This is a genomic window from Anoxybacillus ayderensis, assembly GCF_013761015.1.
GTDB classification, from domain to species: domain Bacteria; phylum Bacillota; class Bacilli; order Bacillales; family Anoxybacillaceae; genus Anoxybacillus; species Anoxybacillus ayderensis.
Window position 1 is genome coordinate 132,239 of sequence record NZ_JACDUV010000001.1, and the last position, 25,609, is coordinate 157,847.

A 25,609-nucleotide genomic window follows, 5' to 3' on the forward strand; every position below is an offset into this window, starting at 1 on the left:
GGGGATGTATGATGGGGGGAAAATACACATTTAGCTTACAAAAAAAGCTAGCCATTTTTACAACTGTATTAGCAATTATTACGTATTCAACGAGCGCTTTTTACATTTATGTGCTTTACGACTACGTAAAACAATGGATTCCGTTTAGTAAAAATACGTTTACAATTTTGACGTTGCTGCTCGGTATTTTTTGGTCAGGTGTCTTAGCGTATTTTGCAGCGCGCTTTATTACGAAACCGCTTTCTCAACTAGAACAAGCCGCGTTAAAAGCTGCGGAAGGTGAAATTGGACAAGATGTGCCTGTGCCAAAATCCGATGATGAAATTCGTTCGCTTGCGCTCGCGTTTAACGATATGTTGCGGAACTTGCGTGAAATGGTGCGCAACATTCAACAAAATTTTGCGCATACGAATGAAAAAGTAGTAGAGATGACAAACGTGTCTCGCGTCGCTGCGGAACAAGCGGAAAACATTGCGCGCACGATTGATGAAATTTCAAAAGGAGCGGACAATTCAGCGGTTGCGATGCAGACAACGGCAGAAGCGGTGGAAGATGTGTTGGCGATCGCAGGAAATGTACAACAAAAAGCGATGCAGTCTGAAAAGCTATCGATGGATATGGTCGAAACGCTTGAACAAAGCCGTCGCGTCATCGGCTCACTTATTGTGGGCATTCAACAATTAGCGGAAAACAACGAAGCGTCATTACATGTTGTGCGACGTTTAGAAGATCATGCGAAAGAAGTCGGACAAATTATTTCGCTCGTTGGAGATATTGCAGGGCAGACGAATTTACTTGCGCTCAATGCTTCGATTGAGGCGGCGCGTGCTGGTGAACATGGGAAAGGTTTTGCTGTCGTTGCGGAAGAAGTAAGAAAGTTGGCAGATGAAAGCGCCAAAGCGGTACAAGGTATTTCTGAGCTCGTGCAAAACATTCAACATGAAGTAGGAAACGTCGTTAATCAAATTACAGAGCAAGTGAAAAAAGCGAATGACGAAGCGAAAAAAGGAAATGAAACAAATGAAGCGATTTCGCATATGAGCGCATCGATTCATGAAGTGGCAGAAGCGGTGAAACAAATTGCCCAACTTGTCGATGAACAAACGAAATACATTCAACAAACATCTGTTCAGTCGCAAGAGGTTGCGGCGATTGCCGAACAAACGTCGGCCGGTGCTGAAGAAGTGACAGCGGCGACACAAGAACAAACAGCGGTCATTGAAAGCATGCGCGAGCTAGCGACAGAACTTGGAGAACAAGCAGAAAAATTAAAACAAACGATTGCCCGTTTTCGTTTATAAGCATAATAAATGATGAAAAGACCGTCTCGACCCGTTAAAATGAAAAGAGACGGCTTTTTCTTTATAACGATAAGGAGGGGTTTGAACGTGAAAGTAGCGATTGCATCAGATCATGGTGGCATCCGAATTCGTGAGGAAATAAAACAACTAATGGATGAAATGGGGATCGAATATACAGACTTTGGTTGTGAGTGTGAGACATCGGTCGATTATCCAGATTATGCTCTGCCAGTTGCGCAAAAAGTGGCGAGCGGGGAATTTGACCGCGGGATTTTAATTTGCGGAACAGGAATTGGCATGAGCATCGCAGCAAACAAAGTGAAAGGAATTCGTTGTGCCCTCGTTCACGACGTATTTAGTGCAAAAGCGACGCGCGAGCATAACGACAGCAATATATTAGCGATGGGAGAGCGCGTCATCGGACCAGGATTGGCGCGGGAAATTGCAAAAGTATGGTTGACGACTCCGTTTGAAGGAGGACGTCACGAAAAACGCATTCAAAAAATTTCTGCTTATGAAAACGAGCAATAAAGGTGGGAGTAGCGTGACGGACATGGAACGATGGCGCAATGAATGGCAAACGGCGCTAGCTGAGTTTCGTGCACAAGTGCCGCTAACGGATAAAGATGTGGTCGTCATTGGATGTAGCACAAGTGAAGTCATTGGAGAAAAAATTGGGACGGCAGGAACGATGGACGTGGCGGCGATGCTATTTCAAGAATTAAAATGGTGGCACGACGAAACAGGAGTACAGCTTGCGTTTCAATGTTGTGAACATTTAAACCGTGCATTAGTTGTGGAACGACAAACAGCTGTGACAAAGCAGCTTGACATCGTGACGGTCATTCCGGTTCGCAACGCTGGTGGAGCGATGGCGGCATATGCATATACGCAATTCCGTGATCCTGTCGTCGTTGAACATATTCGGGCAGATGCAGGCATCGACATCGGCGCTACATTAATCGGTATGCATTTAAAGCATGTCGCTGTCCCTGTGCGAACATCGATCAAACAAATTGGACATGCGACGCTCACATTTGCGAAAACACGACCGAAACTGATCGGGGGCGAGCGCGCCGTTTATTCACAAGAAAAGGCGAACAAATCATGTTCAATCGGTTAAATTTGTTCACTTTTTCATTTGAAAATGTGTTAAGATAAAAAAGAATATTCACACTTTAGGGGAGGATTGTCGATGAGTCGCTTGTCACAGCAAGATCCGCAAGTATTTCAAGCTATTCAAGATGAATTAAAACGACAACAAACGAAAATTGAATTAATTGCATCAGAAAACTTCGTTAGCGAAGCGGTCATGGAAGCGCAAGGATCGGTATTAACGAACAAATATGCAGAAGGATACCCGGGACGTCGCTATTACGGTGGTTGTGAACATGTTGACGTCGTTGAAGAGCTTGCGCGCGAGCGTGCAAAACAATTGTTCGGAGCCGAGCATGCAAATGTTCAGCCGCACTCAGGGGCGCAGGCGAACATGGCTGTATATTTTACCATTTTAGAGCACGGTGATACGGTACTTGGCATGAACTTATCACACGGAGGGCATTTAACGCACGGAAGCCCGGTTAACTTTAGCGGCATACAATACAATTTTATCGAGTATGGCGTCGATCCGGAAACGCACCGTATTAACTACGATGACGTTCGTGAAAAAGCATTAAAACATAAACCGAAATTAATCGTTGCTGGGGCAAGCGCATATCCTCGCACGATTGACTTTGCGAAGTTTCGTGAAATTGCCGATGAAGTAGGCGCTTATTTCATGGTCGATATGGCCCATATCGCTGGGCTTGTTGCGGCAGGGTTGCATCCAAATCCTGTTCCGTATGCCCATTTTGTGACGACAACGACGCATAAAACGTTGCGCGGTCCACGCGGGGGAATGATTTTATGCCAAGAGCAATTTGCGAAACAAATTGATAAAGCGATTTTCCCAGGCATTCAAGGCGGTCCGCTCATGCATGTCATCGCTGCGAAAGCTGTCGCGCTCGGCGAGGCGTTGCAAGATGATTTCAAAACATATGCGCAAAACATTGTGAACAACGCGAAACGTTTAGCAGAAGCGTTAACGGCAGAAGGGTTTACGCTCGTCTCTGGCGGAACGGACAACCATTTATTGTTAATTGACTTGCGTTCAATCGGATTAACAGGAAAAGTTGCTGAAAAAGTGCTTGATGAGATCGGCATTACCGTGAATAAAAATACGATTCCGTACGATCCAGAAAGCCCGTTTGTCACAAGCGGTATTCGCATCGGTACAGCAGCCGTAACAAGCCGCGGCTTTGGTCTTGAGGAAATGGATGAAATTGCGCGCATCATTTCCATTGCGCTCAAACATAAAGACGATGAACAAAAATTAGACGAAGCGCGCCATCGCGTTGCAGCATTAACTGAAAAATTCCCATTGTACGTATAACGACAGGTGTCCCGACTGGGGCACCTTTTCTTCGGTTGAATCATCGTCTGTTTTTATGTAAAATTTACAAGAATGCATATAAAAAAGGAGCGATTGACATGAGTAAAGTGTACGTATTTGATCATCCGTTAATTCAACATAAGCTTACATACATTCGCGACAAACATACAGGAACAAAAGAGTTCCGTGAGCTTGTCGAAGAAGTAGCAACGCTCATGGCATTTGAAATTACACGCGATTTGCCGCTTCAAGAAGTTGAAATTGAAACGCCTGTCAGCAAGGCAAAAGCGAAAGTGATCGCAGGGAAAAAATTAGGCATCATCCCAATTTTACGTGCAGGAATCGGAATGGTTGACGGGATTTTGAAGCTTATTCCAGCCGCAAAAGTTGGACATATCGGCCTATATCGCGACCCAGAGACGTTAAAACCGGTCGAATATTACGTGAAACTTCCAACGGATGTTGAAGAGCGCGACTTCATTGTCGTCGATCCGATGCTTGCGACAGGTGGATCCGCTGTGGAAGCCATCCATGCGTTGAAAAAACGTGGCGCAAAAAATATTAAGTTTATGTGTTTAATCGCTGCACCAGAAGGAGTCGAAGCGGTGCAACAAGCGCATCCAGATGTCGATATTTATATCGCTGCGTTAGATGAAAAGTTAAACGATCACGGCTATATTGTGCCAGGTCTTGGCGATGCTGGAGACCGTCTATTCGGAACGAAGTAAGGTGGGCGTGATGAATAAACGAAAAAGGGATGTGACGACGCATCCCTTTTTCTTACCAAAAATTTTCCCTATTTTTGTGACCGAACGCATTGACATCGCGTTTTCACTATTGTATGCTTACAAAGGGATAAGGATAACCTTTTTAAAAATACAGTAAATTCTGAAAATGAAAAGTGAGGCTTTCGTATGCGACAACATGAGCGCCATCCGTTTCGAGCGATCGGTTTGATGACGGCCATCTCTTCTCAACTTGTCGGTTCCGTTTTAGTTGGGATTTTTGGAGGGCGTTTTGTCGACGAGCGTTTTGGTACCGAACCGCTTTTTTTAATTGTCGGTTTGCTTCTCGGATTAGCGGCTGGTGTTTATGCGATGATTCGCCTCATTGGCTCATTTTTTTCAGGAGAGGAAAAATGAACGAGTTACAGCAACATTGGCGCCGTCACAAATCATACATACTATACTTGTTGTCGATTTACGTGTTAGGCTGGGCTTTTACGCCTTATGAGCAAGCGTTTTCAAGTTTGCTTCTCGGGACGGTGATCAGCCTATATAACGGTTGGACGATGGTGCGGAAAGTGGAACGGTTTGGACAAGCGGTTGCGTCTGGGCAAAAAGCGCGTTCGCTTGGCATGATGTCGCGCATGGCTGCTGCGGCGCTTGCAGTATTTATTGCTTTTCGTTGGCCTGAACAGTTTTCTGTCGGGTGGATCGTATTGGGATTAATGACATCTTATATTGTCATTATAATAGATTTCTTTTTCCAAAAAACAAAAGGGGAAGAGAGGTGAGTACAGATGCATCACGAAGCTCCTTTATACACGCTGTTTGGCTTAACATTTAACTTAGCCAACGTATTAATGATTACGGTTACATCCGTCATCGTCTTTGTCATTGCCGTATTAGCCACGCGCAACTTAGCGATGAAGCCAACGGGAATGCAAAACTTTCTTGAATGGGTTATGGACTTTGTCAAAGGAATTATTAAAAGCAACATGGATTGGAAAACAGGTGGACGCTTTCATATGCTCGGCATGACGCTCATCATGTACATTTTTGTAGCGAACATGCTCGGTCTGCCGTTTTCAGTCGTCATCGACAATAAGCTATGGTGGAAATCACCGACAGCTGATCCAGTCGTGACGTTGACGTTGGCGACGATGGTTGTCGCGTTATCGCATTACTATGGCATTAAGCTTAACGGGTTTAAAGAATATGCAAAAGGATTCGTTAGCCCGATGCCAATTTTGTTCCCATTAAAAATTATTGAAGAATTTGCGAATACATTAACGCTCGGTCTCCGTCTATACGGGAACATTTTTGCGGGTGAAATTTTGTTGGCGCTCTTAGCGGGAAGTTTAGCGACAGGAGTCGGCGGAACGATTGCGGCGATCATTCCAACGATCGCATGGCAAGGATTTAGTATTTTCGTCGGCGCCATCCAAGCGTTTATTTTCACGATGTTAACAATGGTTTATATGGCGCACAAAGTGAGTCATGACCATTAATTTTCAATACACATTCATTTCAACATAAAAAATTGAAGGAGGACTTTTCAAATGGGTGTATTAGCAGCTGCAATTGCAATTGGTTTAGCGGCACTTGGTGCTGGTATTGGTAACGGTTTAATCGTATCTCGTACAGTAGAGGGAATTGCACGTCAACCAGAGGCGCGCGGTATGTTACAAACAACAATGTTTATCGGGGTAGCGTTAGTCGAAGCGATTCCGATCATCGCGGTCGTTATCGCGTTCATGGTTCAAGGTCGTTAAAACTGAGCGCTCGTTCGAAACGAGCGGTAACTGCATACGGAAACGAAACTCGTTCAACAATGGCGAAGATCATTCCATGAGAACCTTCGCCATTCCTTTATGTTCGTACGCACACGTTCCGACTAGTATTCGGGCGATTTTTGAAGGGAGTGAAACGCGCGGTGGTAAACATGTTTGTATTAGGCGCTGGTGGACATGGGTTCAACGGCGGCGATATCGCATTCCAATTAGTCATGTTCCTATTGCTTATGTTTTTGCTTCGCAAATATGCGTTCGGTCCATTAATGGGCGTCATGAAACAGCGCGAAGAGCATATTGCGAACGAAATTGAGCAAGCAGAAAAGCATCATCAAGAAGCGAAAAAGCTTGCAGAAGAGCAACGTGAATTAATGAAAAAGTCACGCCAAGAGGCGCAAGCGCTGATCGAAGAAGCTCGCAAGCTTGGCGAAGAGCAAAAAGAGCAAATCATTCAAGCCGCTCGTCAAGAAGCAGAGCGCTTAAAAGAGGCAGCGAAAAAGGAAATCGCACAAGAAAAAGAACAAGCGATGGCAGCGTTGCGTCAACAAGTGGCTTCTTTATCTGTACTTATTGCATCAAAAGTCATTGAAAAAGAGTTGAGCGAACAAGATCAAGCGAAGCTGATTAGCGAGTACATTCAAGAGGTAGGAGAAAGCCGATGAACAAACAAGTCGTAGCGAAACGATATGCGTCGGCACTTTTTGAAATTGCGAAAGAACAGCAGCTTCTTGATCAGCTCGAACAAGAACTTCGCGTCGTCAAACAGGTGTTTGCACAAAATGAAGCGCTTCTTTCTGTGCTAAACCATCCAAAAATTGCGCTAACGAAAAAGAAAGCGCTCGTCCAAGAAGCGTTTGCGAACATTTCGACGGTATTGCAACATACGCTCATGTTGCTTTTAGATCGCCATCGCATCGACATCGTAAGTGATTTAGCAGATGCGTTTATTGCGTTAGCAAATGAAGCGCGCGGTGTAGCTGAGGCGATCGTTTATTCGGCTCGTCCGTTAACGGAAGACGAAACGAATGCGCTTGCAGACGTGTTTGCGAAAAAAGTTGGCGTCGACGCGCTTCGCATTACAAACGTCATTGATAAAGATGTGATCGGCGGCGTCAAAGTGCGCATCGGAAACCGCATTTTCGACGGAAGCGTCAGCGGAAAATTAGCAAGATTACAGCGACAGTTAACTCGCTAACATTTATAGATAGGGGTGAAATGCATGAGCATCAAAGCGGAAGAAATTAGCGCGCTGATAAAAAAGCAAATTGAAAACTATCAGTCTGAAATCGAAGTGAGCGATGTCGGTACAGTCATTCAAGTTGGTGACGGAATCGCTCGTGCTCATGGCCTCGACAACGTTATGTCAGGAGAGCTTGTTGAGTTTGCCAACGGCGTCATGGGATTGGCGCTAAACTTAGAAGAAAACAACGTCGGTATCGTTATTTTAGGACCGTACACAGGCATTAAAGAAGGCGATGAAGTACGTCGTACAGGTCGCATTATGGAAGTGCCAGTAGGTGAAGCGTTAATCGGTCGCGTGGTGAATCCATTAGGTCAACCAGTCGACGGACTTGGCCCAATTGAGACGACAGAAACTCGTCCAATTGAAAGCCCAGCGCCTGGCGTTATGGACCGTAAATCTGTCCATGAGCCACTACAAACGGGAATTAAGGCGATTGACGCGCTTGTGCCAATCGGTCGCGGTCAACGTGAGTTAATTATCGGAGACCGTCAAACAGGAAAAACGTCCGTTGCAGTAGATACAATCATTAACCAAAAAGGGAAAAACATGATTTGTATTTATGTGGCGATCGGACAAAAAGAATCAACCGTTCGTAACGTCGTTGAAACGTTGCGTAAATACGGTGCATTAGATTACACAATCGTCGTTACAGCGTCTGCGTCACAGCCAGCTCCGCTTTTATTCTTAGCACCATATGCGGGCGTAACGATGGGCGAATACTTCATGTACAAAGGACAACACGTTCTTGTTGTATACGATGACTTATCAAAACAAGCGGCAGCTTATCGTGAGCTTTCGTTATTATTACGCCGTCCGCCAGGTCGTGAAGCGTATCCGGGTGACGTATTCTACTTGCATTCTCGCTTGCTTGAGCGCGCAGCAAAATTAAGCGATGCAAAAGGTGCAGGTTCATTAACAGCGTTGCCGTTCGTTGAAACACAAGCGGGCGACATTTCAGCATACATTCCAACGAACGTCATTTCCATTACAGACGGACAAATTTTCTTGCAGTCTGACTTGTTCTTCTCGGGCGTGCGTCCAGCGATTAACGCCGGTCTTTCTGTATCGCGCGTCGGTGGAGCAGCACAAATTAAAGCGATGAAAAAAGTATCTGGTACGTTGCGTCTTGACTTAGCGGCATATCGCGAGTTAGAGGCGTTCGCGCAGTTCGGTTCTGACCTTGATAAAGCGACACAAGCGAAACTTGCTCGCGGTGCGCGCACAGTTGAAGTGTTAAAACAAGGTTTACATGAGCCGCTACCAGTTGAAAAACAAGTAGCGATTATTTACGCATTAACACGCGGCTTCTTAGATGACATTCCAGTAGAAGACATTCGCCGCTTTGAAAAAGAGTTCCATGCATGGTTAGACAAAGACGAAAACGGTCAAAAACTGATGGAACATATTCGCACAACAGGCGATCTTCCAAACGAAGAAGACTTCAACAAAGCGATTGAAGCGTTCAAAAAGACGTTTGTTGTATCGGAGTAAGAAAAGTGAGCGGAACAGCTGAGCTGTTCCGTCCCCTTTCAACAATTGAGCGAAAAAGGTGGTGAAACCTTTGGGAGCATCGTTACGCGATATAAAAGCGCGCATTAACACGACAAAAAAGACGAGCCAAATTACAAAAGCGATGGAAATGGTCTCGGCATCAAAATTAAATCGTGCGGAACATAATGCAAGATCGTTTACGCCGTATATGGAAAAAATTCAAGAAGTCGTAGCGAGCGTTGCGCTCGGAAGCAACGACGCTTCTCATCCGATGCTTGTGAAGCGCCCAGTAAAAAAGACGGGATATTTAGTCATTACATCTGACCGTGGCTTAGCTGGCGCCTATAACAGCAACGTACTTCGTACCGTTTTTCAAACGATTCAAGAACGTCACCGTTCGACAGAAGAATATGCGATTATTGCGATCGGTCGCGTCGGCTTAAATTTCTTTAAACGCCGCAATATTCCGGTAGCTTTACATATTACCGGTTTGCCAGATCAACCAGCGTTTGCGGACATTAAAGAAATTGCGAACAAAACGGTGAACATGTTTGCAGATGGTACGTTTGATGAGTTGTATATGTTTTACAATCATTTCGTCAGCGCCATCCAACAAGATGTGACGGAGAAAAAGTTATTGCCATTAACTGATTTAGCGTCGGAGAAAAAGTTAACAACTTATGAATTTGAACCGTCACAAGAAGAAATTTTAGAAGTGTTGTTGCCGCAATACGCTGAAAGCTTAATTTATGGCGCGTTGCTCGATGCGAAAGCGAGCGAGCATGCTGCGCGGATGACAGCGATGAAAAACGCAACAGACAACGCAAAAGAATTGATTCGGACACTTACGCTTTCTTACAACCGTGCCCGTCAAGCAGCAATTACGCAAGAAATTACAGAGATTGTGGCCGGAGCGAACGCCTTGCAATAGCTTAAGCAGTTAGTTAGGAGGGAAAACGATGGCAAAAGGACGCGTTATTCAAGTTATGGGTCCTGTTGTAGACGTAAAGTTCGAAGACGGACACTTACCTGCGATTTACAACGCCCTAAAAATTAAACATAAAGCGCGTAACGAAAAAGAAGTCGATATCGACTTAACGTTAGAAGTAGCCCTTCACCTTGGGGACGACACAGTGCGCACAATTGCGATGTCAACGACTGACGGATTAGTGCGTGGGATGGAAGTCATCGACACGGGAGCACCGATTTCTGTTCCTGTCGGTGAAGTCACGCTCGGACGCGTATTTAACGTATTAGGAGAGCCGATTGACTTAGGAGAAGATATTCCAGCAGACGCTCGTCGCGATGCAATTCACCGTCCAGCACCAAAATTCGAACAACTTTCAACACAAGTTGAAATTCTTGAAACAGGAATTAAAGTTGTAGACCTTCTTGCTCCTTATATTAAAGGTGGAAAAATCGGCTTGTTCGGTGGTGCAGGGGTAGGAAAAACGGTTTTAATCCAAGAGTTAATTAACAACATCGCGCAAGAGCACGGTGGTATTTCCGTATTCGCCGGCGTTGGTGAGCGTACGCGCGAAGGAAACGACTTGTACCATGAAATGAAAGACTCTGGCGTTATTAACAAAACAGCGATGGTATTCGGTCAGATGAACGAGCCACCTGGAGCACGTATGCGCGTTGCGCTAACAGGATTAACAATGGCGGAATATTTCCGTGATGAGCAAGGACAAGACGTATTGTTCTTCATCGACAACATTTTCCGTTTCACGCAAGCAGGTTCAGAAGTTTCTGCCCTATTAGGACGCATGCCTTCAGCGGTAGGTTACCAACCAACGCTTGCGACAGAAATGGGTCAATTACAAGAGCGTATTACATCAACAGCTGTCGGTTCTGTTACGTCGATCCAAGCGATTTACGTTCCAGCGGACGACTACACTGACCCAGCGCCAGCGACAACGTTCGCGCACTTAGATGCGACAACAAACTTAGAGCGTAAATTATCAGAGATGGGTATTTACCCAGCGGTTGACCCGCTTGCATCGACATCTCGTGCGCTTTCACCAGAAATTGTTGGAGAAGAGCATTACCAAGTGGCGCGCAAAGTGCAACAAACGTTGCAACGCTATAAGGAATTACAAGACATTATCGCCATTCTTGGTATGGATGAGCTTTCAGAAGAAGATAAACTTGTCGTTCATCGCGCTCGTCGCATTCAGTTCTTCTTATCACAAAACTTCCACGTCGCTGAACAGTTTACAGGGCAACCAGGTTCATACGTACCTGTAAAAGAGACAGTTCGTGGCTTTAAAGAAATTTTGGAAGGAAAATATGACCATCTTCCAGAAGATGCGTTCCGCTTAGTTGGCCGCATTGAAGAAGTAATTGAAAAAGCGAGAAAAATGGGCGTAGAAGTTTAATAAGGGACCGAGGAGGATTTTTTCATGAAGACGATTAAAGTCAGTGTCGTAACTCCGGACGGCCCAGTGTATGAAGCGGATGTGGAAATGGTAAGCGCTAAAGCACAAAGCGGCGAACTCGGCGTGTTGCCTGGGCACATTCCGATGGTCGCACCGCTAGAAATTGGCGCGGTTCGTTTAAAAAAAGGAAACGCGACTGAGCTCGTGGCGGTGAGCGGTGGCTTTTTAGAAGTTCGCCCTGATCGTGTGACGATTTTAGCGCAAGCAGCAGAACGAGCAGAAAATATTGACGTTGCGCGCGCAAAAGCGGCGAAAGAGCGGGCTGAACGCCGCTTGCAAGCGAAGCAAGATGATATTGATCATAAACGGGCGGAATTAGCTTTACGTCGTGCGATTAACCGTTTAAATGTTGCAAATCGCAATTTTTAACCCTAGGAGCATCGTCTCTTAGGGTTTTTTGTTTATTTTTGGAACAAGTTTTATCGACACATATGTGAAGAAGTGATATAATGTTATCGGTTACAGTCTTAATAGTGTGACGTTTTCGAAAAATGTGTATAAAGTCACAAAGGGGTGGGGCATCGTTGAACGTTTATGTAAACAGTTATGTAGTCGTCTTTGTGTTTCTTTGTTTAGGCATTTTACTTCCAATCGTTGCGCTTACGGCGGGTCGTTTTCTTCGTCCACATGCGCCAAATGCAGCGAAACAAACAACGTACGAAAGCGGATTAGATCCGTTCCACGATTCGCGTGTGCAGTTTAACATACGGTATTACATTTTTGCGTTATTGTTCGTCATTTTTGACGTAGAGACTGTATTTTTATATCCGTGGGCGGTAGCGTTTGAAAAGCTCGGTGCATTTGCGCTCATTGAAATGCTCATTTTCGTCGTCATGTTGTTGATTGGACTTGTGTATGCTTGGAAGAAGAAGGTGTTAAAATGGATGTAAAATTATTGAACGTATCAGATCAAGAGATGGAAGAAATGCGTCGCAACGTTTTTTTAACGACGTTAGAACAGCTCAAAGCATGGGCGCGCAGCAACTCGTTATGGCCGCTCACGTTCGGTCTTGCCTGTTGTGCGATTGAAATGATGGGGGTTGGCTCTTCGCATTACGATTTAGATCGTTTTGGTTCTTTTTTCCGTACATCCCCTCGTCAATCAGACGTCATGATCGTCTCTGGAACGGTGACGAAAAAAATGGCGCCAATCGTTCGTCGTTTATACGATCAAATGCCTGAACCGAAATGGGTGATTGCGATGGGATCTTGTGCGACAGCAGGCGGTCCGTATGTGAAATCGTATTGCGTCGTAAAAGGTGTCGATCAAATTGTACCGGTTGACGTATATATTCCAGGATGTCCGCCAAACCCAGCTGCATTAATTTATGGCATTAACAAACTAAAAGAAAAAATTCGCTACGAAGCGAAAACAGGAAAGAAGGTGCTGTAAATGAGTGATGAAAAAGATTTACAGCAACTAAAAAAAGAGGCGGCGGAACGGGCGAAACAATTAGCGAAAGAGCGACTTGCGGCGAAGCAAGCAGCGGAACAAACTGAGCCTCCGCTCGAAAGCGAAGAAGACCTTGCGCTAGCGAAGAAAAAAGCGGCAGCAGCGGCGAAAGCGAAAGCTGCAGCGTTAGCGAAACAAAAAGCGGCGGAGTCGGGGGAATTAAGCGAAGAAGAATTAGCGAAGAAAAAAGCGGCAGCAGCGGCGAAAGCGAAAGCTGCGGCGTTAGCGAAACAAAAAGCGGCGGAGTCGGGAGAATTAAGCGAAGAAGAATTGGCAAAGAAAAAAGCAGCGGCAGCGGCGAAAGCGAAAGCTGCGGCGTTAGCGAAACAAAAAGCAGCGGAGTCGGGGGAATTAAGCGAAGAAGAATTAGCAAAGAAAAAAGCGGCAGCAGCGGCAAAAGCGAAAGCTGCAGCGGCAGCAAAAGCAAAAAGTGCAGATGTCGCTGAAGAAAAAGAGGAAAAACCGTCACCAAATCAGCCATATCTCGACAAATACGTCAAAGTTATTGAAGAACATCTCGGAAAAGACGTATTAGAAAACGCTTACATCAATCGTTTGTCGAAAGATGTGCCGACGCTCGTTGTAAAAAAAGATACATATTTTAAAGTGGCTGAGTTTCTAAAATATAATGAGCAGCTAAGTTTTGATTATTTATCAGAATTGCACGGAACGGACTTTCAAACGCATATGGAAGTGTATGTGCACTTATATTCGTATAAAAATCGCCAATCAGTTGCGTTGAAAGTAAAAATTGATCGCGATCAACCGGTCATTGACTCGCTCGTTCCGCTTTGGCCAGGGGCAAATTGGCCGGAGTGTGAGGCGTATGATCTGCTTGGCATTCGTTTTGAAGGTCATCCACAACTCATTCGCATTTTCTTAGGGGAAAACTGGGTCGGCTATCCGCTTCGGAAAGATTACGAGCCGTACGATATGGAGGGTTAAGGCGTGCTGAGAACAGAGGAGATGCTTTTAAACGTCGGACCGCAACATCCGAGCACACACGGCGTGTTTCGTCTCGTATTAAAAATCGATGGGGAAATCATTAAGGAAGCGACTCCTGTCATCGGTTATCTTCATCGCGGGACAGAAAAAATCGCAGAAAATTTGCAGTATACACAAATCATCCCATACACTGATCGCATGGACTATTTATCAGCGATGACGAACAACTACGTCATTTGTCACGCAGTAGAAACGATGATGGGCATTGAAGTGCCGGAGCGTGCCGAGTATTTACGCGTGCTTGCGATGGAGCTCGGTCGCATTGCGAGCCACCTCGTTTGGTGGGGGACGTATTTGCTTGATATTGGTGCAGTCAGTCCGTTTTTATATGCGTTTCGTGAGCGGGAAATGATTATTAATCTATTAAATGAACTATCAGGTGCGCGCTTAACGTTTAACTACATGCGTGTGGGTGGCGTGAAATGGGATGCGCCAGACGGATGGATCGACAAAGTGAAACAGTTCGTTCCATATATGCGCAAACAGCTCGAAGGATATCATGAACTTGTGACGGGAAATGAAATTTTCCGTAACCGCGTCATGGGAGTTGGCAAGTACACGAAAGAAGAGGCGTTAGCATATTCGCTAAGCGGCGTCAATTTGCGTTGTACCGGTGTGAAATGGGATTTACGAAAAGACGAACCATATTCCATTTATGATCGATTTGATTTCGATGTTCCTGTACGTACAGAAGGGGATTGTTTTGCGCGCTATGAATGCCGCCTTGCTGAAATTGAGCAATCGCTTCGCATTATCGAGCAGGCGTGCGAGCAGTTTCCAGATGACGGTGAGATTATGGCCAAAGTGCCGAAAATTATTAAAGCGCCACCGGGAGAAGCGTATGTGCGCATCGAGTCGCCGCGTGGGGAAATTGGTTGTTATATTGCGAGCGACGGGAAAAAAGAGCCGTACCGCTTAAAATTCCGTCGACCGTCATTTTACAATTTACAAATCCTTCCGAAATTATTAAAAGGGGAAAATATCGCGAATTTAATTGCGATACTTGGCGCGATTGATATCGTGCTTGGGGAGGTCGATGGATGATGATGGAACAACTTTTGCAGTCGACGCCAAGCTGGACGAATGTTGCCATTTTCTTTGCGATTGGCGTTGGGCTATTGCTCGTTGTATTAGGATTTGTCACGTACGGCATTTTAGCGGAACGAAAAGTGATGGGATTTATGCAAGGTCGCATCGGTCCGAACCAAGTTGGAGGACGCTGGGGATTGCTGCAAACGGTGGCTGACGTGTTAAAGCTATTGTTAAAAGAAGATACGATTCCAAAAGCAGCCGATCGCCCGTTGTTTATTTTAGCACCGGTCATCGCGTTTGCCCCTGCGTTTATGGTGCTTGCCGCACTGCCGTTTACAGATGCGTTGCAATTTGCTGATATTGGCGTTGGGCTATTGTATTACATTGCCGTTTCCGGATTAACGACAATCGGAGTTGTGACAGGCGCATGGGCATCGAACAACAAATATGCCCTGCTTGGAGGCATGCGCGCAGCTGCGCAAATGATTTCATACGAAGTACCGCTTGTCATGTCTGTCATTGGCGTTATTTTGTTGTCGGGAAGCTTAAACTTAAACGACATTGTCGAAGCGCAAAAAGATGTATGGTTTATCGTTGTCCAACCGATCGGCTTTCTCGTTTTTCTTGTCGCCGCTGTGGCGGAGTTAAACCGGACGCCGTTTGACTTGCCGGAAGCAGAATCGGAACTTGTTGCAGGATTCCATGTTGAATATTCTGGATTCCGTTGGGCGTTTTTCATGCTCGCAGAGTACGTGTACTTTTTTGCGATGGCAGCATTAACGACGGTGCTCTTTTTAGGAGGATGGCATCCGCTTCCGTTTCTCGGCTTTATTCCAGGTGCTGTATGGTTTGCGTTAAAGTTTAGTCTCGTCGTCTTCTTATTTATTTGGTTTCGCATTACGTTTCCGCGTGTGCGTGCCGATCAATTGATGGAGTTTGGTTGGAAAGTGTTATTGCCTGTGGCGCTCGTCAATATTTTTGTCACAGCTCTTGTGAAACAACTATTTTTTTAAATAAAAAGGTGGGTGGGCAGAAATGCTCGGTTTAATGAAAGGATTAGCGTATACGCTGAAAAACTTAACAAAAGAAAAAGTGACGTACGATTATCCGAATGAACCGCTTCCGCTTCCGGATCGCTTTCGCGGCATTCAAAAGTTTTATCCGGAAAAATGTATCGTTTGCAATCAGTGCGCAAACATTTGCCCGACCGACTGTATTCAGCTGACGGGCAAAAAGCATCCGGATCCGACGAAAAAAGGAAAAATTATTGATACGTACGACATTAACTTTGAAATTTGCATTTTATGCGATTTATGTACGGAAGTATGTCCGACCGAGGCGATTGTGATGACGAACAACTTTGAATTAGCGGAATATAGCCGCGATGAATTATTTAAAGATTTAACGTGGCTTGATGAAAACGATACGAACGTGCGGAAGGTGAATAAGCCATGAGTGGACAATATCTCGCATTTTTCGTTCTTGCGCTCATTGCGCTTGGCGGCGGCGTGTTTATGTTAAATTTAAACAAAGTTGTTCATATGGTCGTCGCCCTCGTTTTCACGTTCGTCAGCATCGCCGGCATATACGTTCTTTTATCGGCTGAATTTGTGGCGGCCGTCCAAGTACTTATTTACTCTGGTGCGATTACAATTATTATGTTGTTCGGCATTATGCTTACGCGCCATCAAGATGACGGCCAATCGACAGGCAGCCCGCTTCGAAAAGCATTCGCATTGCTCGGTACGGTTGCTTTTGGGGCGGTCATGTACATCGGCATTCGCACGCTTGACTTTGGCAGCGAAGCGGTTGGGCTTCATGATAAAAATACGGAACAAATCGGAATCGCCCTCTATTCGAAGTACGTCATTCCGTTTGAACTAGCATCCGTTTTATTGCTCGTTGCACTCATTGGCGCTGTCATTTTAGCGAAAAAAGATGATAAGGAGGCGGGAAAATGAATGTACCGTTATCCGCCTATCTCGTATTTGCGCTTTTATTGTTTTGCATCGGATTGTACGGAGCGTTAACGAAACGAAATACAGTCATTGTGCTGATTTGTATCGAACTTATGTTAAATGCCGTGAACGTCAACTTAGTTGCATTTAGCAAATACGGGGTAAATCCAGGCATTACCGGTCAACTATTTTCGCTCTTTACCATTACTGTTGCCGCAGCGGAAGCAGCAGTCGGTTTAGCTATTTTAATTGCGTTATACCGCAATCGCAAAACGATTCATATTGATGAAGTCGATTCGATGAAACGATAAAGGATGGGAAACAAAGGGGTTACATATAAATGCACCTGAAAAAGGGGATGATTGAACGATGATGGAAAACGCATGGCTCATACCGCTTTTTCCGTTCGTCTCGTTTATTGTGCTGCTTGTTGTTGGCAAGCAGTTAAAAGAACGAAGCGCGTATGTCGGAATGTTGTTGACGCTTCTTTCGCTCGTCTTCGCCCTCGGGACGTTGTACGAGCGCTGGACGGAGCCAACATATAAACAAGCATACACATGGTTGACAATCGGGGATGTGCATTTGACGGTCGGTTTTGAAGTGAACGCATTAAATGCCCTCATGCTCGTTGTTGTATCGCTTGTTAGTTTTCTAGTACATACGTATGCGAAAGGATATATGCACGGTGATGAGCGCTTTCCGGTATTTTACGCCTACTTAGGTTTGTTTACATTCGCGATGCTCGGGCTCGTCGTATCACCAAATTTACTGCAAACGTATATTTTTTGGGAACTTGTCGGTCTCGGTTCGTTCTTACTCATCGGATTTTATTTTTACAAAGAAGAAGCGAAAGCTGCGGCGAAAAAAGCGTTTATTATGACGCGCATCGGGGACGTTGGCTTATTGATCGGCATGATTTTATTGTTCCTTGAAGTAAAAAGTTTTGAATACGAGACTATTTTTGCTGCGTTACAACAAGGGGATGTTTCAACGACAATCATTACGTTAAGCGCCATTCTCATTTTTATCGGTGCGATTGGAAAATCAGGTCAATTTCCGCTTCATACGTGGCTTCCAGATGCGATGGAAGGTCCGACGCCTGTATCGGCATTAATTCATGCGGCAACGATGGTCGCTGCTGGGGTATATTTAGTTGCGACGCTGTTTCCGCTTTATGAAGCAAGTGAAGTGGCGATGACGACCGTTGCTTACGTCGGAGGATTTACCGCCATTTTTGCAGCGTCAATCGGCTTAGTGCAAACGGACATTAAACGCGTGCTTGCCTATTCGACTGTTAGCCAGCTCGGTTATATGATGTTAGCGCTCGGCTCTGCTGGGTACGTGGCAGGCGTCTTTCACTTAATGACACACGCCTTTTTTAAAGCGCTCCTTTTCTTAGCGGCAGGTAGTGTCATTCATGCGGTGCATACGCAAAACATTGATCAAATGGGCGGGTTATGGAAAAAAATGAAATGGACCGCTCCGCTCTTTCTTATCGGAACGTTAGCCATTAGCGGATTTCCGTTTTTCTCAGGCTTTTTCAGCAAAGATGAAATTTTAATTGCAGCGTGGACGCACGGGCATGTCGGCTTATTCGCTGTCGCTGTTATCGCTGCCTTTTTCACAGCGTTTTATATGTTCCGCTTATTTTTCCTCGTGTTTGCGGGAGAAGCGCGGACAGCAAATGACGATGTGCACGAATCACCGATGGTCATGGTGTTTCCGATGATCGTCCTCGGTGCGTTGGCCGTCGTTTCTGGTTACGTTCAAACACCGTGGGGAGCGTTTTTAGGCGAGTGGTTGACAGAAGGAACGAATTGGCATGCACATATGGAAGGTCCGAGTTGGATTATGATTGTAGCGACCGTTGTGTCGCTATGCGGAATTGCTCTCGCGTGGCTCATATATGGCAAACGTGCCATTGCTCGCGACTGGCTATCGTCACGTTTTCCGCTTACGTACAATGTGCTCATGAACAAATATTACATTGATGAGTTTTACGGATTGACAGTCATCCGTGCGACGTCATTTGTTAGCTTATTGTTTGAGTATATTGACCGTTTCCTCATCGAAGGAGTGGCTCAGCTATTTGCAGCAACCGCGCGCGGCATCGGACGAATCGGTTCACGTTTACAAAACGGTCAAGTACAAATGTACGGTACGGTGACGATTGTTGCTTTAGCGATTCTCGTCGTCATTTTTGCGGTGACAGGGGGGTATTTATAATGCAGCCATACTTTTTATCGCTCTTAATTTTCTCCCCGCTTTTAGGCATACTCGTTCTTTCGCTCCTTTCGAAAGAACAAGAAAAAGCGATGAAATGGCTTGGCGTTTTAGCGACGTTGCCATCGTTATGTTTATCGTTATTTGCGTTTTGGCAATATCAAAACGGCTACGATATAAGCAAATTAGCGGAAAAACGGTCATGGATTCAATTTGGCGAGTTTCCGTTTTTAAAGGAGACAGATTTTACTGTCGCATATGAACTTCATGTGGACGGTTTTGCGCTCGTTATGATCGTTTTAACGACCGTCCTCGCGACGCTTGCTGCGATCGCTTCCATGTCCATTCAAAAAGAATGGAAAGGATATTTTCAACTGTTTTTATTGCTTGAAATCGGTATGCTCGGCGTGTTTGCCGCAAGCAACCTTGTGCTCTTTTTCATCTTTTTCGAGCTAACGCTCATTCCGATGTTTTTCTTAATCGGAAAATGGGGATATTTCGAAAAAGAAAAAGCGGCATACAGCTATTTAATTTATAACGGGCTCGGTTCAGCCGTTTTATTGATCGTCATTGCCGTCTTGTTTGCGCGCACGGGTACATCGAATATCGATGAGCTGCGCCACATATTAACGGATCCGATGGCACAAACGATTTCGCCAATTTCCGACGCGCTTCGCTACGGATTGTTTCTTGCGTTGCTCATCGCATTTGGGGTTAAGCTACCGATCGTGCCGCTTCATCGCTGGATGTTGCACGTGCACGTACAAGCGCCACCATCTGTCGTTATGCTACATGCAGGAGTTTTGTTAAAAATTGGTGCTTTCGGTCTTGTCCGTTTTGCGTTTGGATTATTTCCCGGGCAATTCCAACAATTTTCGACATGGCTCATCGTTTTAGGCGTTGTTAACTTGTTGTACGGTGCGTTTTTAGCACTAAGACAAACCGATTTTAAAATGGTGCTTGCTTATTCGAGCGTATCGCACATGGGCATTGTATTAATCGGTCTCGGTTCGCTCACTGAGGCAGGAATACAAGGAGCGATTTTCCAAGCGGTGTCACACGGATTTATCGCTGCGTTTTTATTCTTCTTCGTCGGTGTCATGTACGAAAGAACGCGCACGACGACGCTTGCTCGTTTAGGTGGGTTAGCGAAGACAATGCCGTACGTATCAGGATTTATTCTTGCTGGGGCGATGGCTTCGCTCGGTTTGCCAGGGACGTCTGGATTTATTAGCGAGTTTATGGCGTTCGTTGGGGCATTTCAAGCGGAACTTTTGCTCGCTGCGATCGGTACGCTCGGCATTATTATGACAGCTGTATATTTATTGCGCGCTGTCCTCGGCATGACATTCGGGCAAACAACGGTGACAAACGTTCCCGATTTACGTGGGATAGAATGGGTACCAGCGATTAGTTTACTGTTGCTTATTATCATCATCGGGGTATATCCGAACGTGTTGGCGATGCCGCTACAAACGACGATTGAAACGATGATGAATGGGTTAGGGGGTTGATGAGATGGATTTTGAAACATTACTTAGCTATGAATGGGGCGTGATGATGCCGGAATTTATTATTCTAGGCGTCGCCGTTGCGCTCTCGCTCATCGACCTATTTATGCCAGAAAACCGAAATCGGCAACTGCTTGGCTTATTCGCTTTTGTTGGCGTCGCCGTTTCATTCGTCTCGCTACTCGGTTTATGGACGAGTGATGTCACATCCATTTTAGGCGATACGTTCCGCCTTGATTCGTTCGCCAAATCATTTAAAGCGTTATTGCTGATCGGTAGTGCGCTCGTTTTATTGCTTTCGATTCATTATGAACCAAAAGAGCGCATCGCCTATCGTGGCGAATTTTATTACTTATTTTTAACAGCGCTTCTCGGCGCAATGATGATGGCATCAAGCGGCGATCTCATTACATTGTTTGTCGGGCTTGAGCTATTGTCCATTTCTTCTTATATTCTCGTCGCCATTCGGAAAAAACATACACTCGCAAATGAAGCAGCGTTAAAATACGTCATTACTGGAGGCATTGCAACGGCGATTACGTTGTTCGGGATGAGCTACATATTCGGCTTCACCGGATCGACGAATATAAAAGAAATTGCCGTGCAGCTTGCGAGCACGTACGATGAAAACCATCAATACATTTTATCGCTCGCCTTTTTGCTGACGTTCGTCGGGCTATCGTTTAAATTAGCATCGGCTCCGTTTCATATGTGGGCACCTGACGTATATCAAGGAGCGACGACCCCTGTTGTTTCTTTTTTAAGCGTCGTCTCGAAAACAGCTGGGTTTGTTATCGTCTTGCGCGTCGTCGTTTCCGTCTTTGCTCAAATACCGACGGGAAGTTCGAATTCCATGCTCGTGACGCTTGCGCCATATATCGCTTTTTTAGCAGGAGCAACGATGATCATCGGCAATACAATTGCCCTTCGTCAACGAAACGTCAAGCGCATGCTAGCGTATTCGAGCATCGCACACGCAGGATACGTGCTCGTTGCTTTCGCAAGCTTATCGATGTTTATGTTTGAAGCGATTTGGTTTTACTTGTTCGCGTACGTATTTATGACGATCGGGGCGTTTGCGATTTTGCAAGTCGTTTCTCAACATCACGATGACGAAGACATTAGCATATTTGCTGGCTTATATCGACGCTCGCCGCTTATGGCGGTGGCGATGACGATCTTTTTACTATCGCTTGCAGGCATTCCGGGGACAGCGGGATTTATCGGAAAAATGAACATTTTCCTCGGCGCATTTGTCGTTGAGCCTGCTCATTATGTGCTCGCGTCCATTATGGTAGTCACGACCGTCATATCGTACGTATATTACTTTGGTATTTTCGTCCAAATGTTTTTCCGACCTGTCGAACATACGGATCGATTACAATGGCCACCAGGTGTCATTGCTGTGGTTGTCATTTGTATCATCGGTACGTTGTTGTTAGGGGTGTTTCCAAACTTTGCTTACGATTGGATTGCACCATTTGAACATTTTCGCGATTTTCTTCAGTAGGACGTATAATGGAAGGGGTGTACCCTTCCATTTTTTTATGTGAGGAGAGATAAGTATGGAAACATTCGGACAAGAAGCGTTAATTAGTTTATTGTCGCATTTATTTTTCATTACGGTGACGTGGTGGACGTTACAAGCTGTTCGACTTGAAGTAATTTTTAAACCGAATCGCATCGTTCAAGCGCGCGTCTTTTACATTCTCATTACGATTGCGATCGGCTCGTTAGTGAGCAATTTCTTTTTAGATTATTTACGCTGGTCACGCCAATTGCCATTTTTACTTTAAGCGCGAGCGTTGTCGATTTTTTTCACGTATGTTCCCTTCCGATCTGGCAACAATAAAAGCTAAGGAGAGGAAGGGAAAAGAGATGAGAAAAAGATGGTTGGCACTCGTTATTTTTTGTTTGTTATTAAGTGGTTATCGGATGTATGATGATGAACGTGTCGAAAGAGAAATAACGAAAATAAACGACATGCTCGGCGTATTTGAAGCCCATCATATTCACCTCAAACGATGGAACGTCTACGCCAAAGAGCAAGTGCTTACAAAAGACCCTCACAACTGGATCCAACAACACGTGAGAACATGGTCCTCTTTCCATTGGACAGTTGAACCGCACAAGATGATTGGCAAACGTGAAACCTCCGCTTACGTTGAAACGATTCAACTCATCACGGTCGCTCATCATCCCGCAGTCATTATTTTATATGAAGCAACCGGTTCAACGTGGAATAAACAACTCGAACGCACGCTCGTCCGACAAACGACAAAATTATTCGCAAAACCTACATTTTTCACTTGTATTACAGGGGAATTCGATGGTAAGATGAAAGGTGTTTTGTTTGACAAGGCGGTTCGCTTGCTTTCTTCCTTTCAAGCGGAACCGATTGAATCATTACGTGAAGAGACATTTGTCTCCGTCTCAGCATATACTGAGCAGTGGAAGACGTCACTTTCTGTCGGACAACAACAAATGAATCTTCAACTGGCATTACGACAAAACGGATTGGGCGCGCGAACGACCGTTGTCATTGGCACCCCAATCATAACAGCTGAATATTAATATAGAGACTTTGGACGCGGAGGGGAATGCCTTGGAAAAAATCATCGTCCGCGGCGGGAAGCGGTTGAGCGGCACAGTGAAAGTGGAAGGTGCGAAAAACGCTGTGTTGCCTGTCATCGCCGCAACATTATTAGCGAGTGAAGGAAAAAGCGTCATTTACGATGTACCTGAACTCTCCGATGTATATACGATTAGTGAAGTGTTACGTCACTTACAAGCAGACGTGACGGTTGGCAAAAACAACATTGTCGTCGATGCATCTGGAGAGCTAAGTATTGAAGCTCCATTTGAATATGTACGAAAAATGAGAGCATCTGTATTAGTGATGGGTCCATTGCTTGCGCGCAAAGGTCGGGCACGAGTCGCACTACCAGGTGGCTGTGCGATCGGGTCAAGACCAATTGACCAACATTTAAAAGGGTTTGAAGCGATGGGTGCGACGGTGAAAATCGGGAACGGTTTCATCGACGCTGAAGTGAACGGAAAATTACGCGGGGCAAAAATTTATTTAGATTTCCCGAGTGTCGGCGCGACAGAAAACATTATGATGGCTGCCGTTTTGGCAGAAGGAACAACCGTTATTGAAAACTGCGCAAAAGAACCAGAAATTGTTGACTTAGCGAACTTTTTAAATGCGATGGGCGCGAAAGTGCGCGGTGCAGGAACAGGCACGATTCGCATTGAAGGTGTTACTACATTATATGGTGCAGAGCATACCGTTATTCCTGATCGCATTGAAGCAGGAACATTTATGATTGCCGCTGCGATTACGGGCGGAAACGTCCTCGTACAAGGGGCGGTGCCAGAACATTTAACGTCGTTAATTGCCAAACTCGAGGAAATGGGTGTCACTATTGTTGAAGAAGACAACGGCTTGCGCGTCATCGCTCCGGACAAACTGAAAGCAGTCGACGTGAAAACAATGCCTCATCCCGGCTTTCCGACCGATATGCAGTCGCAAATGATGGCGTTGCTTATGAAGGCGGAAGGCACAAGCATGGTGACAGAAACGGTATTTGAAAACCGCTTTATGCACGTCGAAGAATTTCGTCGCATGAACGCTGATATGAAAATTGAAGGCCGTTCGGTCATTATTAACGGTCCGTGCAACTTGCAAGGGGCAGAAGTGGCGGCAACGGACTTGCGTGCTGCTGCAGCGCTTATTTTAGCTGGGTTAGCGGCAGAAGGATACACGCGCGTAACAGAGCTGAAACATTTAGATCGCGGTTACGTTCGCTTTCATGAAAAATTAGCTGCTTTAGGGGCAGATATTGAACGTGTACGCGAACATGTGGACATCGTACAAACGCAAGTGACAGATGTGGGATAATGTAAAAAGACGACCGTTTGCGAAAAGCTAATGGTCGTTTTTGCATATATGCTTGTCCTCCTGCATACAGTTTAGTAATGATAAAGGGGGGATGGCATTTGCGACAATGGATGATCGCAACCGTTGCGTTATTTACACTTATTTTACTTATTCCTGCATTGGTCGTTTTAGCGTTCGGGGAAAAGCAAAACACACCCCTTCCTGCCGAACCGAAGCCCGTTCAAGCGCGCGATGAACCGACGGTGGAAGTGGCTGTATACCGAAGTAAAGAAAAAAAGGTCGAACGGCTTCCGCTTGAACAATATGTCGTTGGTGTTGTAGCGGCAGAAATGCCGGCAGAATTTGAAATGGAAGCGTTAAAAGCTCAAGCGCTTACCGCAAGAACGTATATCGTGAAACAGCTCATGCATAACCAACCGATCCAACTGCCTGAAGGAGCGAACGTGACCGATACGGTCATGCATCAAGTGTATTATAACGACGAGCAATTAAAAGAAATGTGGGGAATCAGTTACGAATGGAAAATAAAAAAAATTAAAGAAGCGGTTGAGGCGACGCGCGGGCAAATTTTAACGTACAACAATGAGCCGATTGAAGCGGCATTTTTCTCCACAAGCAACGGCTATACGGAAAATTCGGAAGCGTATTGGCAAAACGCGTTTCCTTACTTAACGAGCGTGGAAAGCCCGTGGGATACACAGTCGCCAAAGTTTTACGAACAAGTGACGCTATCTGTTCGCGAATTTGAGCAGCGGCTCGGTGTCAAATTGCCAAAAGACGGATCAGTCGGCAAAGTGCTCGCACGCACGCCAGGAAAACGTGTCGCCCTTGTCGATATTCATGGAAAACAGCTGACTGGACGGGAAGTGCGCGAAAAGCTGCAATTAAAATCAACGGATTTTACATGGACAAGGCAAGGAAACAACATTGTCATCACAACGAAAGGATACGGTCACGGCGTTGGGATGAGTCAATACGGGGCGAACTTTTTAGCGAAGCAAGGAAAAACGTATAAAGAGATCGTTCAATATTATTATCGCGGGGTACAAATTCACGATGTGTCACTTGTCGCTTCAAAATTTTGAAGCGGCAAATTTTTTT

The 25,609-nt window shown here is 45.4% G+C and carries 30 protein-coding genes; all 30 read left to right on the top strand.

The window, feature by feature from the left end; genetic code table 11:
• Positions 1 to 8 precede the first annotated feature (8 nt).
• The 30 genes from HNR63_RS00675 (at position 9) to spoIID (ending at position 25,593) form a co-directional block, all read left to right on the top strand.
• Complete coding sequence (locus tag HNR63_RS00675) at positions 9 to 1,301, top strand: methyl-accepting chemotaxis protein (protein WP_181519464.1); 1,293 nt, start codon at positions 9 to 11, stop codon at positions 1,299 to 1,301.
• Between the two features lie 87 nt (positions 1,302 to 1,388).
• Positions 1,389 to 1,832 (top strand): ribose 5-phosphate isomerase B, encoded by a 444-nt coding sequence (gene rpiB / locus HNR63_RS00680; protein ID WP_009360969.1) that lies wholly within the window; start codon positions 1,389 to 1,391, stop codon positions 1,830 to 1,832.
• 22 nt (positions 1,833 to 1,854) lie between these two features.
• On the top strand, positions 1,855 to 2,424 hold the full coding sequence (locus HNR63_RS00685; RefSeq protein WP_246316706.1) for a TIGR01440 family protein: 570 nt from the start codon (positions 1,855 to 1,857) through the stop codon (positions 2,422 to 2,424).
• A 72-nt stretch (positions 2,425 to 2,496) separates the two neighbouring features.
• A complete protein-coding gene (gene glyA / locus HNR63_RS00690; protein ID WP_043968150.1) occupies positions 2,497 to 3,732 on the top strand; it encodes a serine hydroxymethyltransferase in 1,236 nt (411 codons plus the stop codon).
• A gap of 98 nt (positions 3,733 to 3,830) precedes the next feature.
• Complete coding sequence (gene upp / locus HNR63_RS00695; RefSeq protein ID WP_009360966.1) at positions 3,831 to 4,460, top strand: uracil phosphoribosyltransferase; 630 nt, start codon at positions 3,831 to 3,833, stop codon at positions 4,458 to 4,460.
• Between the two features lie 186 nt (positions 4,461 to 4,646).
• Positions 4,647 to 4,874: an AtpZ/AtpI family protein gene (locus HNR63_RS00700; protein ID WP_181519466.1), complete on the top strand. Its 228-nt coding sequence runs from the start codon at positions 4,647 to 4,649 to the stop codon at positions 4,872 to 4,874.
• Positions 4,871 to 5,248 carry an ATP synthase subunit I gene (locus HNR63_RS00705; RefSeq protein WP_181519467.1) on the top strand — a complete coding sequence of 126 codons (378 nt, stop codon included), beginning with the start codon at positions 4,871 to 4,873 and terminating at the stop codon, positions 5,246 to 5,248. Before HNR63_RS00700 ends, HNR63_RS00705 begins: the two co-directional genes overlap by 4 nt.
• Before the next feature lie 6 nt (positions 5,249 to 5,254).
• On the top strand, positions 5,255 to 5,965 hold the full coding sequence (atpB, locus tag HNR63_RS00710; RefSeq protein ID WP_006319877.1) for a F0F1 ATP synthase subunit A: 711 nt from the start codon (positions 5,255 to 5,257) through the stop codon (positions 5,963 to 5,965).
• A gap of 51 nt (positions 5,966 to 6,016) precedes the next feature.
• A complete protein-coding gene (gene atpE / locus HNR63_RS00715; protein ID WP_003253662.1) occupies positions 6,017 to 6,229 on the top strand; it encodes a F0F1 ATP synthase subunit C in 213 nt (70 codons plus the stop codon).
• 170 nt (positions 6,230 to 6,399) lie between these two features.
• Positions 6,400 to 6,909 carry a F0F1 ATP synthase subunit B gene (gene atpF, locus HNR63_RS00720; RefSeq protein WP_009360963.1) on the top strand — a complete coding sequence of 170 codons (510 nt, stop codon included), beginning with the start codon at positions 6,400 to 6,402 and terminating at the stop codon, positions 6,907 to 6,909.
• On the top strand, positions 6,906 to 7,442 hold the full coding sequence (locus HNR63_RS00725; RefSeq protein ID WP_171335064.1) for a F0F1 ATP synthase subunit delta: 537 nt from the start codon (positions 6,906 to 6,908) through the stop codon (positions 7,440 to 7,442). The genes atpF and HNR63_RS00725 overlap by 4 nt, the downstream gene beginning before the upstream one ends.
• 24 nt (positions 7,443 to 7,466) lie before the next feature.
• Positions 7,467 to 8,981, top strand: coding sequence for a F0F1 ATP synthase subunit alpha (gene atpA / locus HNR63_RS00730; RefSeq protein WP_009360961.1), 1,515 nt, complete (start codon positions 7,467 to 7,469; stop codon positions 8,979 to 8,981).
• A gap of 70 nt (positions 8,982 to 9,051) precedes the next feature.
• Positions 9,052 to 9,912: a F0F1 ATP synthase subunit gamma gene (locus HNR63_RS00735; RefSeq protein ID WP_021095062.1), complete on the top strand. Its 861-nt coding sequence runs from the start codon at positions 9,052 to 9,054 to the stop codon at positions 9,910 to 9,912.
• Positions 9,913 to 9,940: 28 nt separating this feature from the next.
• The gene (atpD, locus tag HNR63_RS00740) at positions 9,941 to 11,362 is read left to right on the top strand and encodes a F0F1 ATP synthase subunit beta (RefSeq protein ID WP_009360959.1); all 1,422 of its coding nucleotides are present in this window, start codon (positions 9,941 to 9,943) and stop codon (positions 11,360 to 11,362) included.
• Positions 11,363 to 11,386: 24 nt separating this feature from the next.
• Positions 11,387 to 11,791: a F0F1 ATP synthase subunit epsilon gene (locus tag HNR63_RS00745; protein WP_009360958.1), complete on the top strand. Its 405-nt coding sequence runs from the start codon at positions 11,387 to 11,389 to the stop codon at positions 11,789 to 11,791.
• 122 nt (positions 11,792 to 11,913) lie between these two features.
• Positions 11,914 to 12,312 (top strand): NADH-quinone oxidoreductase subunit A, encoded by a 399-nt coding sequence (locus HNR63_RS00750; RefSeq protein WP_181519468.1) that lies wholly within the window; start codon positions 11,914 to 11,916, stop codon positions 12,310 to 12,312.
• On the top strand, positions 12,303 to 12,815 hold the full coding sequence (locus tag HNR63_RS00755; RefSeq protein ID WP_006319894.1) for a NuoB/complex I 20 kDa subunit family protein: 513 nt from the start codon (positions 12,303 to 12,305) through the stop codon (positions 12,813 to 12,815). The genes HNR63_RS00750 and HNR63_RS00755 overlap by 10 nt, the downstream gene beginning before the upstream one ends.
• A complete protein-coding gene (locus HNR63_RS00760) occupies positions 12,816 to 13,820 on the top strand; it encodes an NADH-quinone oxidoreductase subunit C (protein ID WP_181519469.1) in 1,005 nt (334 codons plus the stop codon).
• A gap of 3 nt (positions 13,821 to 13,823) precedes the next feature.
• Positions 13,824 to 14,924 (top strand): NADH-quinone oxidoreductase subunit D, encoded by a 1,101-nt coding sequence (locus HNR63_RS00765; RefSeq protein ID WP_181519470.1) that lies wholly within the window; start codon positions 13,824 to 13,826, stop codon positions 14,922 to 14,924.
• Complete coding sequence (nuoH, locus tag HNR63_RS00770; protein ID WP_085789003.1) at positions 14,924 to 15,925, top strand: NADH-quinone oxidoreductase subunit NuoH; 1,002 nt, start codon at positions 14,924 to 14,926, stop codon at positions 15,923 to 15,925. The genes HNR63_RS00765 and nuoH overlap by 1 nt, the downstream gene beginning before the upstream one ends.
• A gap of 22 nt (positions 15,926 to 15,947) precedes the next feature.
• Positions 15,948 to 16,367, top strand: coding sequence for an NADH-quinone oxidoreductase subunit NuoI (nuoI, locus tag HNR63_RS00775; RefSeq protein WP_003396988.1), 420 nt, complete (start codon positions 15,948 to 15,950; stop codon positions 16,365 to 16,367).
• Complete coding sequence (locus HNR63_RS00780; protein ID WP_181519471.1) at positions 16,364 to 16,873, top strand: NADH-quinone oxidoreductase subunit J; 510 nt, start codon at positions 16,364 to 16,366, stop codon at positions 16,871 to 16,873. The genes nuoI and HNR63_RS00780 overlap by 4 nt, the downstream gene beginning before the upstream one ends.
• Positions 16,870 to 17,181: an NADH-quinone oxidoreductase subunit NuoK gene (nuoK, locus tag HNR63_RS00785; protein WP_181519472.1), complete on the top strand. Its 312-nt coding sequence runs from the start codon at positions 16,870 to 16,872 to the stop codon at positions 17,179 to 17,181. Before HNR63_RS00780 ends, nuoK begins: the two co-directional genes overlap by 4 nt.
• Before the next feature lie 58 nt (positions 17,182 to 17,239).
• Complete coding sequence (gene nuoL, locus HNR63_RS00790; protein ID WP_181519473.1) at positions 17,240 to 19,096, top strand: NADH-quinone oxidoreductase subunit L; 1,857 nt, start codon at positions 17,240 to 17,242, stop codon at positions 19,094 to 19,096.
• The gene (locus HNR63_RS00795; protein ID WP_181519474.1) at positions 19,096 to 20,607 is read left to right on the top strand and encodes an NADH-quinone oxidoreductase subunit M; all 1,512 of its coding nucleotides are present in this window, start codon (positions 19,096 to 19,098) and stop codon (positions 20,605 to 20,607) included. Before nuoL ends, HNR63_RS00795 begins: the two co-directional genes overlap by 1 nt.
• 4 nt (positions 20,608 to 20,611) lie before the next feature.
• On the top strand, positions 20,612 to 22,114 hold the full coding sequence (nuoN, locus tag HNR63_RS00800; RefSeq protein ID WP_181519475.1) for an NADH-quinone oxidoreductase subunit NuoN: 1,503 nt from the start codon (positions 20,612 to 20,614) through the stop codon (positions 22,112 to 22,114).
• 55 nt (positions 22,115 to 22,169) lie between these two features.
• Positions 22,170 to 22,400 (top strand): DUF1146 family protein, encoded by a 231-nt coding sequence (locus tag HNR63_RS00805; protein ID WP_021095069.1) that lies wholly within the window; start codon positions 22,170 to 22,172, stop codon positions 22,398 to 22,400.
• An 82-nt stretch (positions 22,401 to 22,482) separates the two neighbouring features.
• A complete protein-coding gene (locus tag HNR63_RS00810; RefSeq protein WP_021095070.1) occupies positions 22,483 to 23,178 on the top strand; it encodes a YwmB family TATA-box binding protein in 696 nt (231 codons plus the stop codon).
• Positions 23,179 to 23,209: 31 nt separating this feature from the next.
• A complete protein-coding gene (gene murA, locus HNR63_RS00815; protein WP_181519476.1) occupies positions 23,210 to 24,508 on the top strand; it encodes a UDP-N-acetylglucosamine 1-carboxyvinyltransferase in 1,299 nt (432 codons plus the stop codon).
• 98 nt (positions 24,509 to 24,606) lie between these two features.
• Positions 24,607 to 25,593, top strand: coding sequence for a stage II sporulation protein D (gene spoIID / locus HNR63_RS00820; protein ID WP_425485153.1), 987 nt, complete (start codon positions 24,607 to 24,609; stop codon positions 25,591 to 25,593).
• Positions 25,594 to 25,609: the final 16 nt, after the last annotated feature.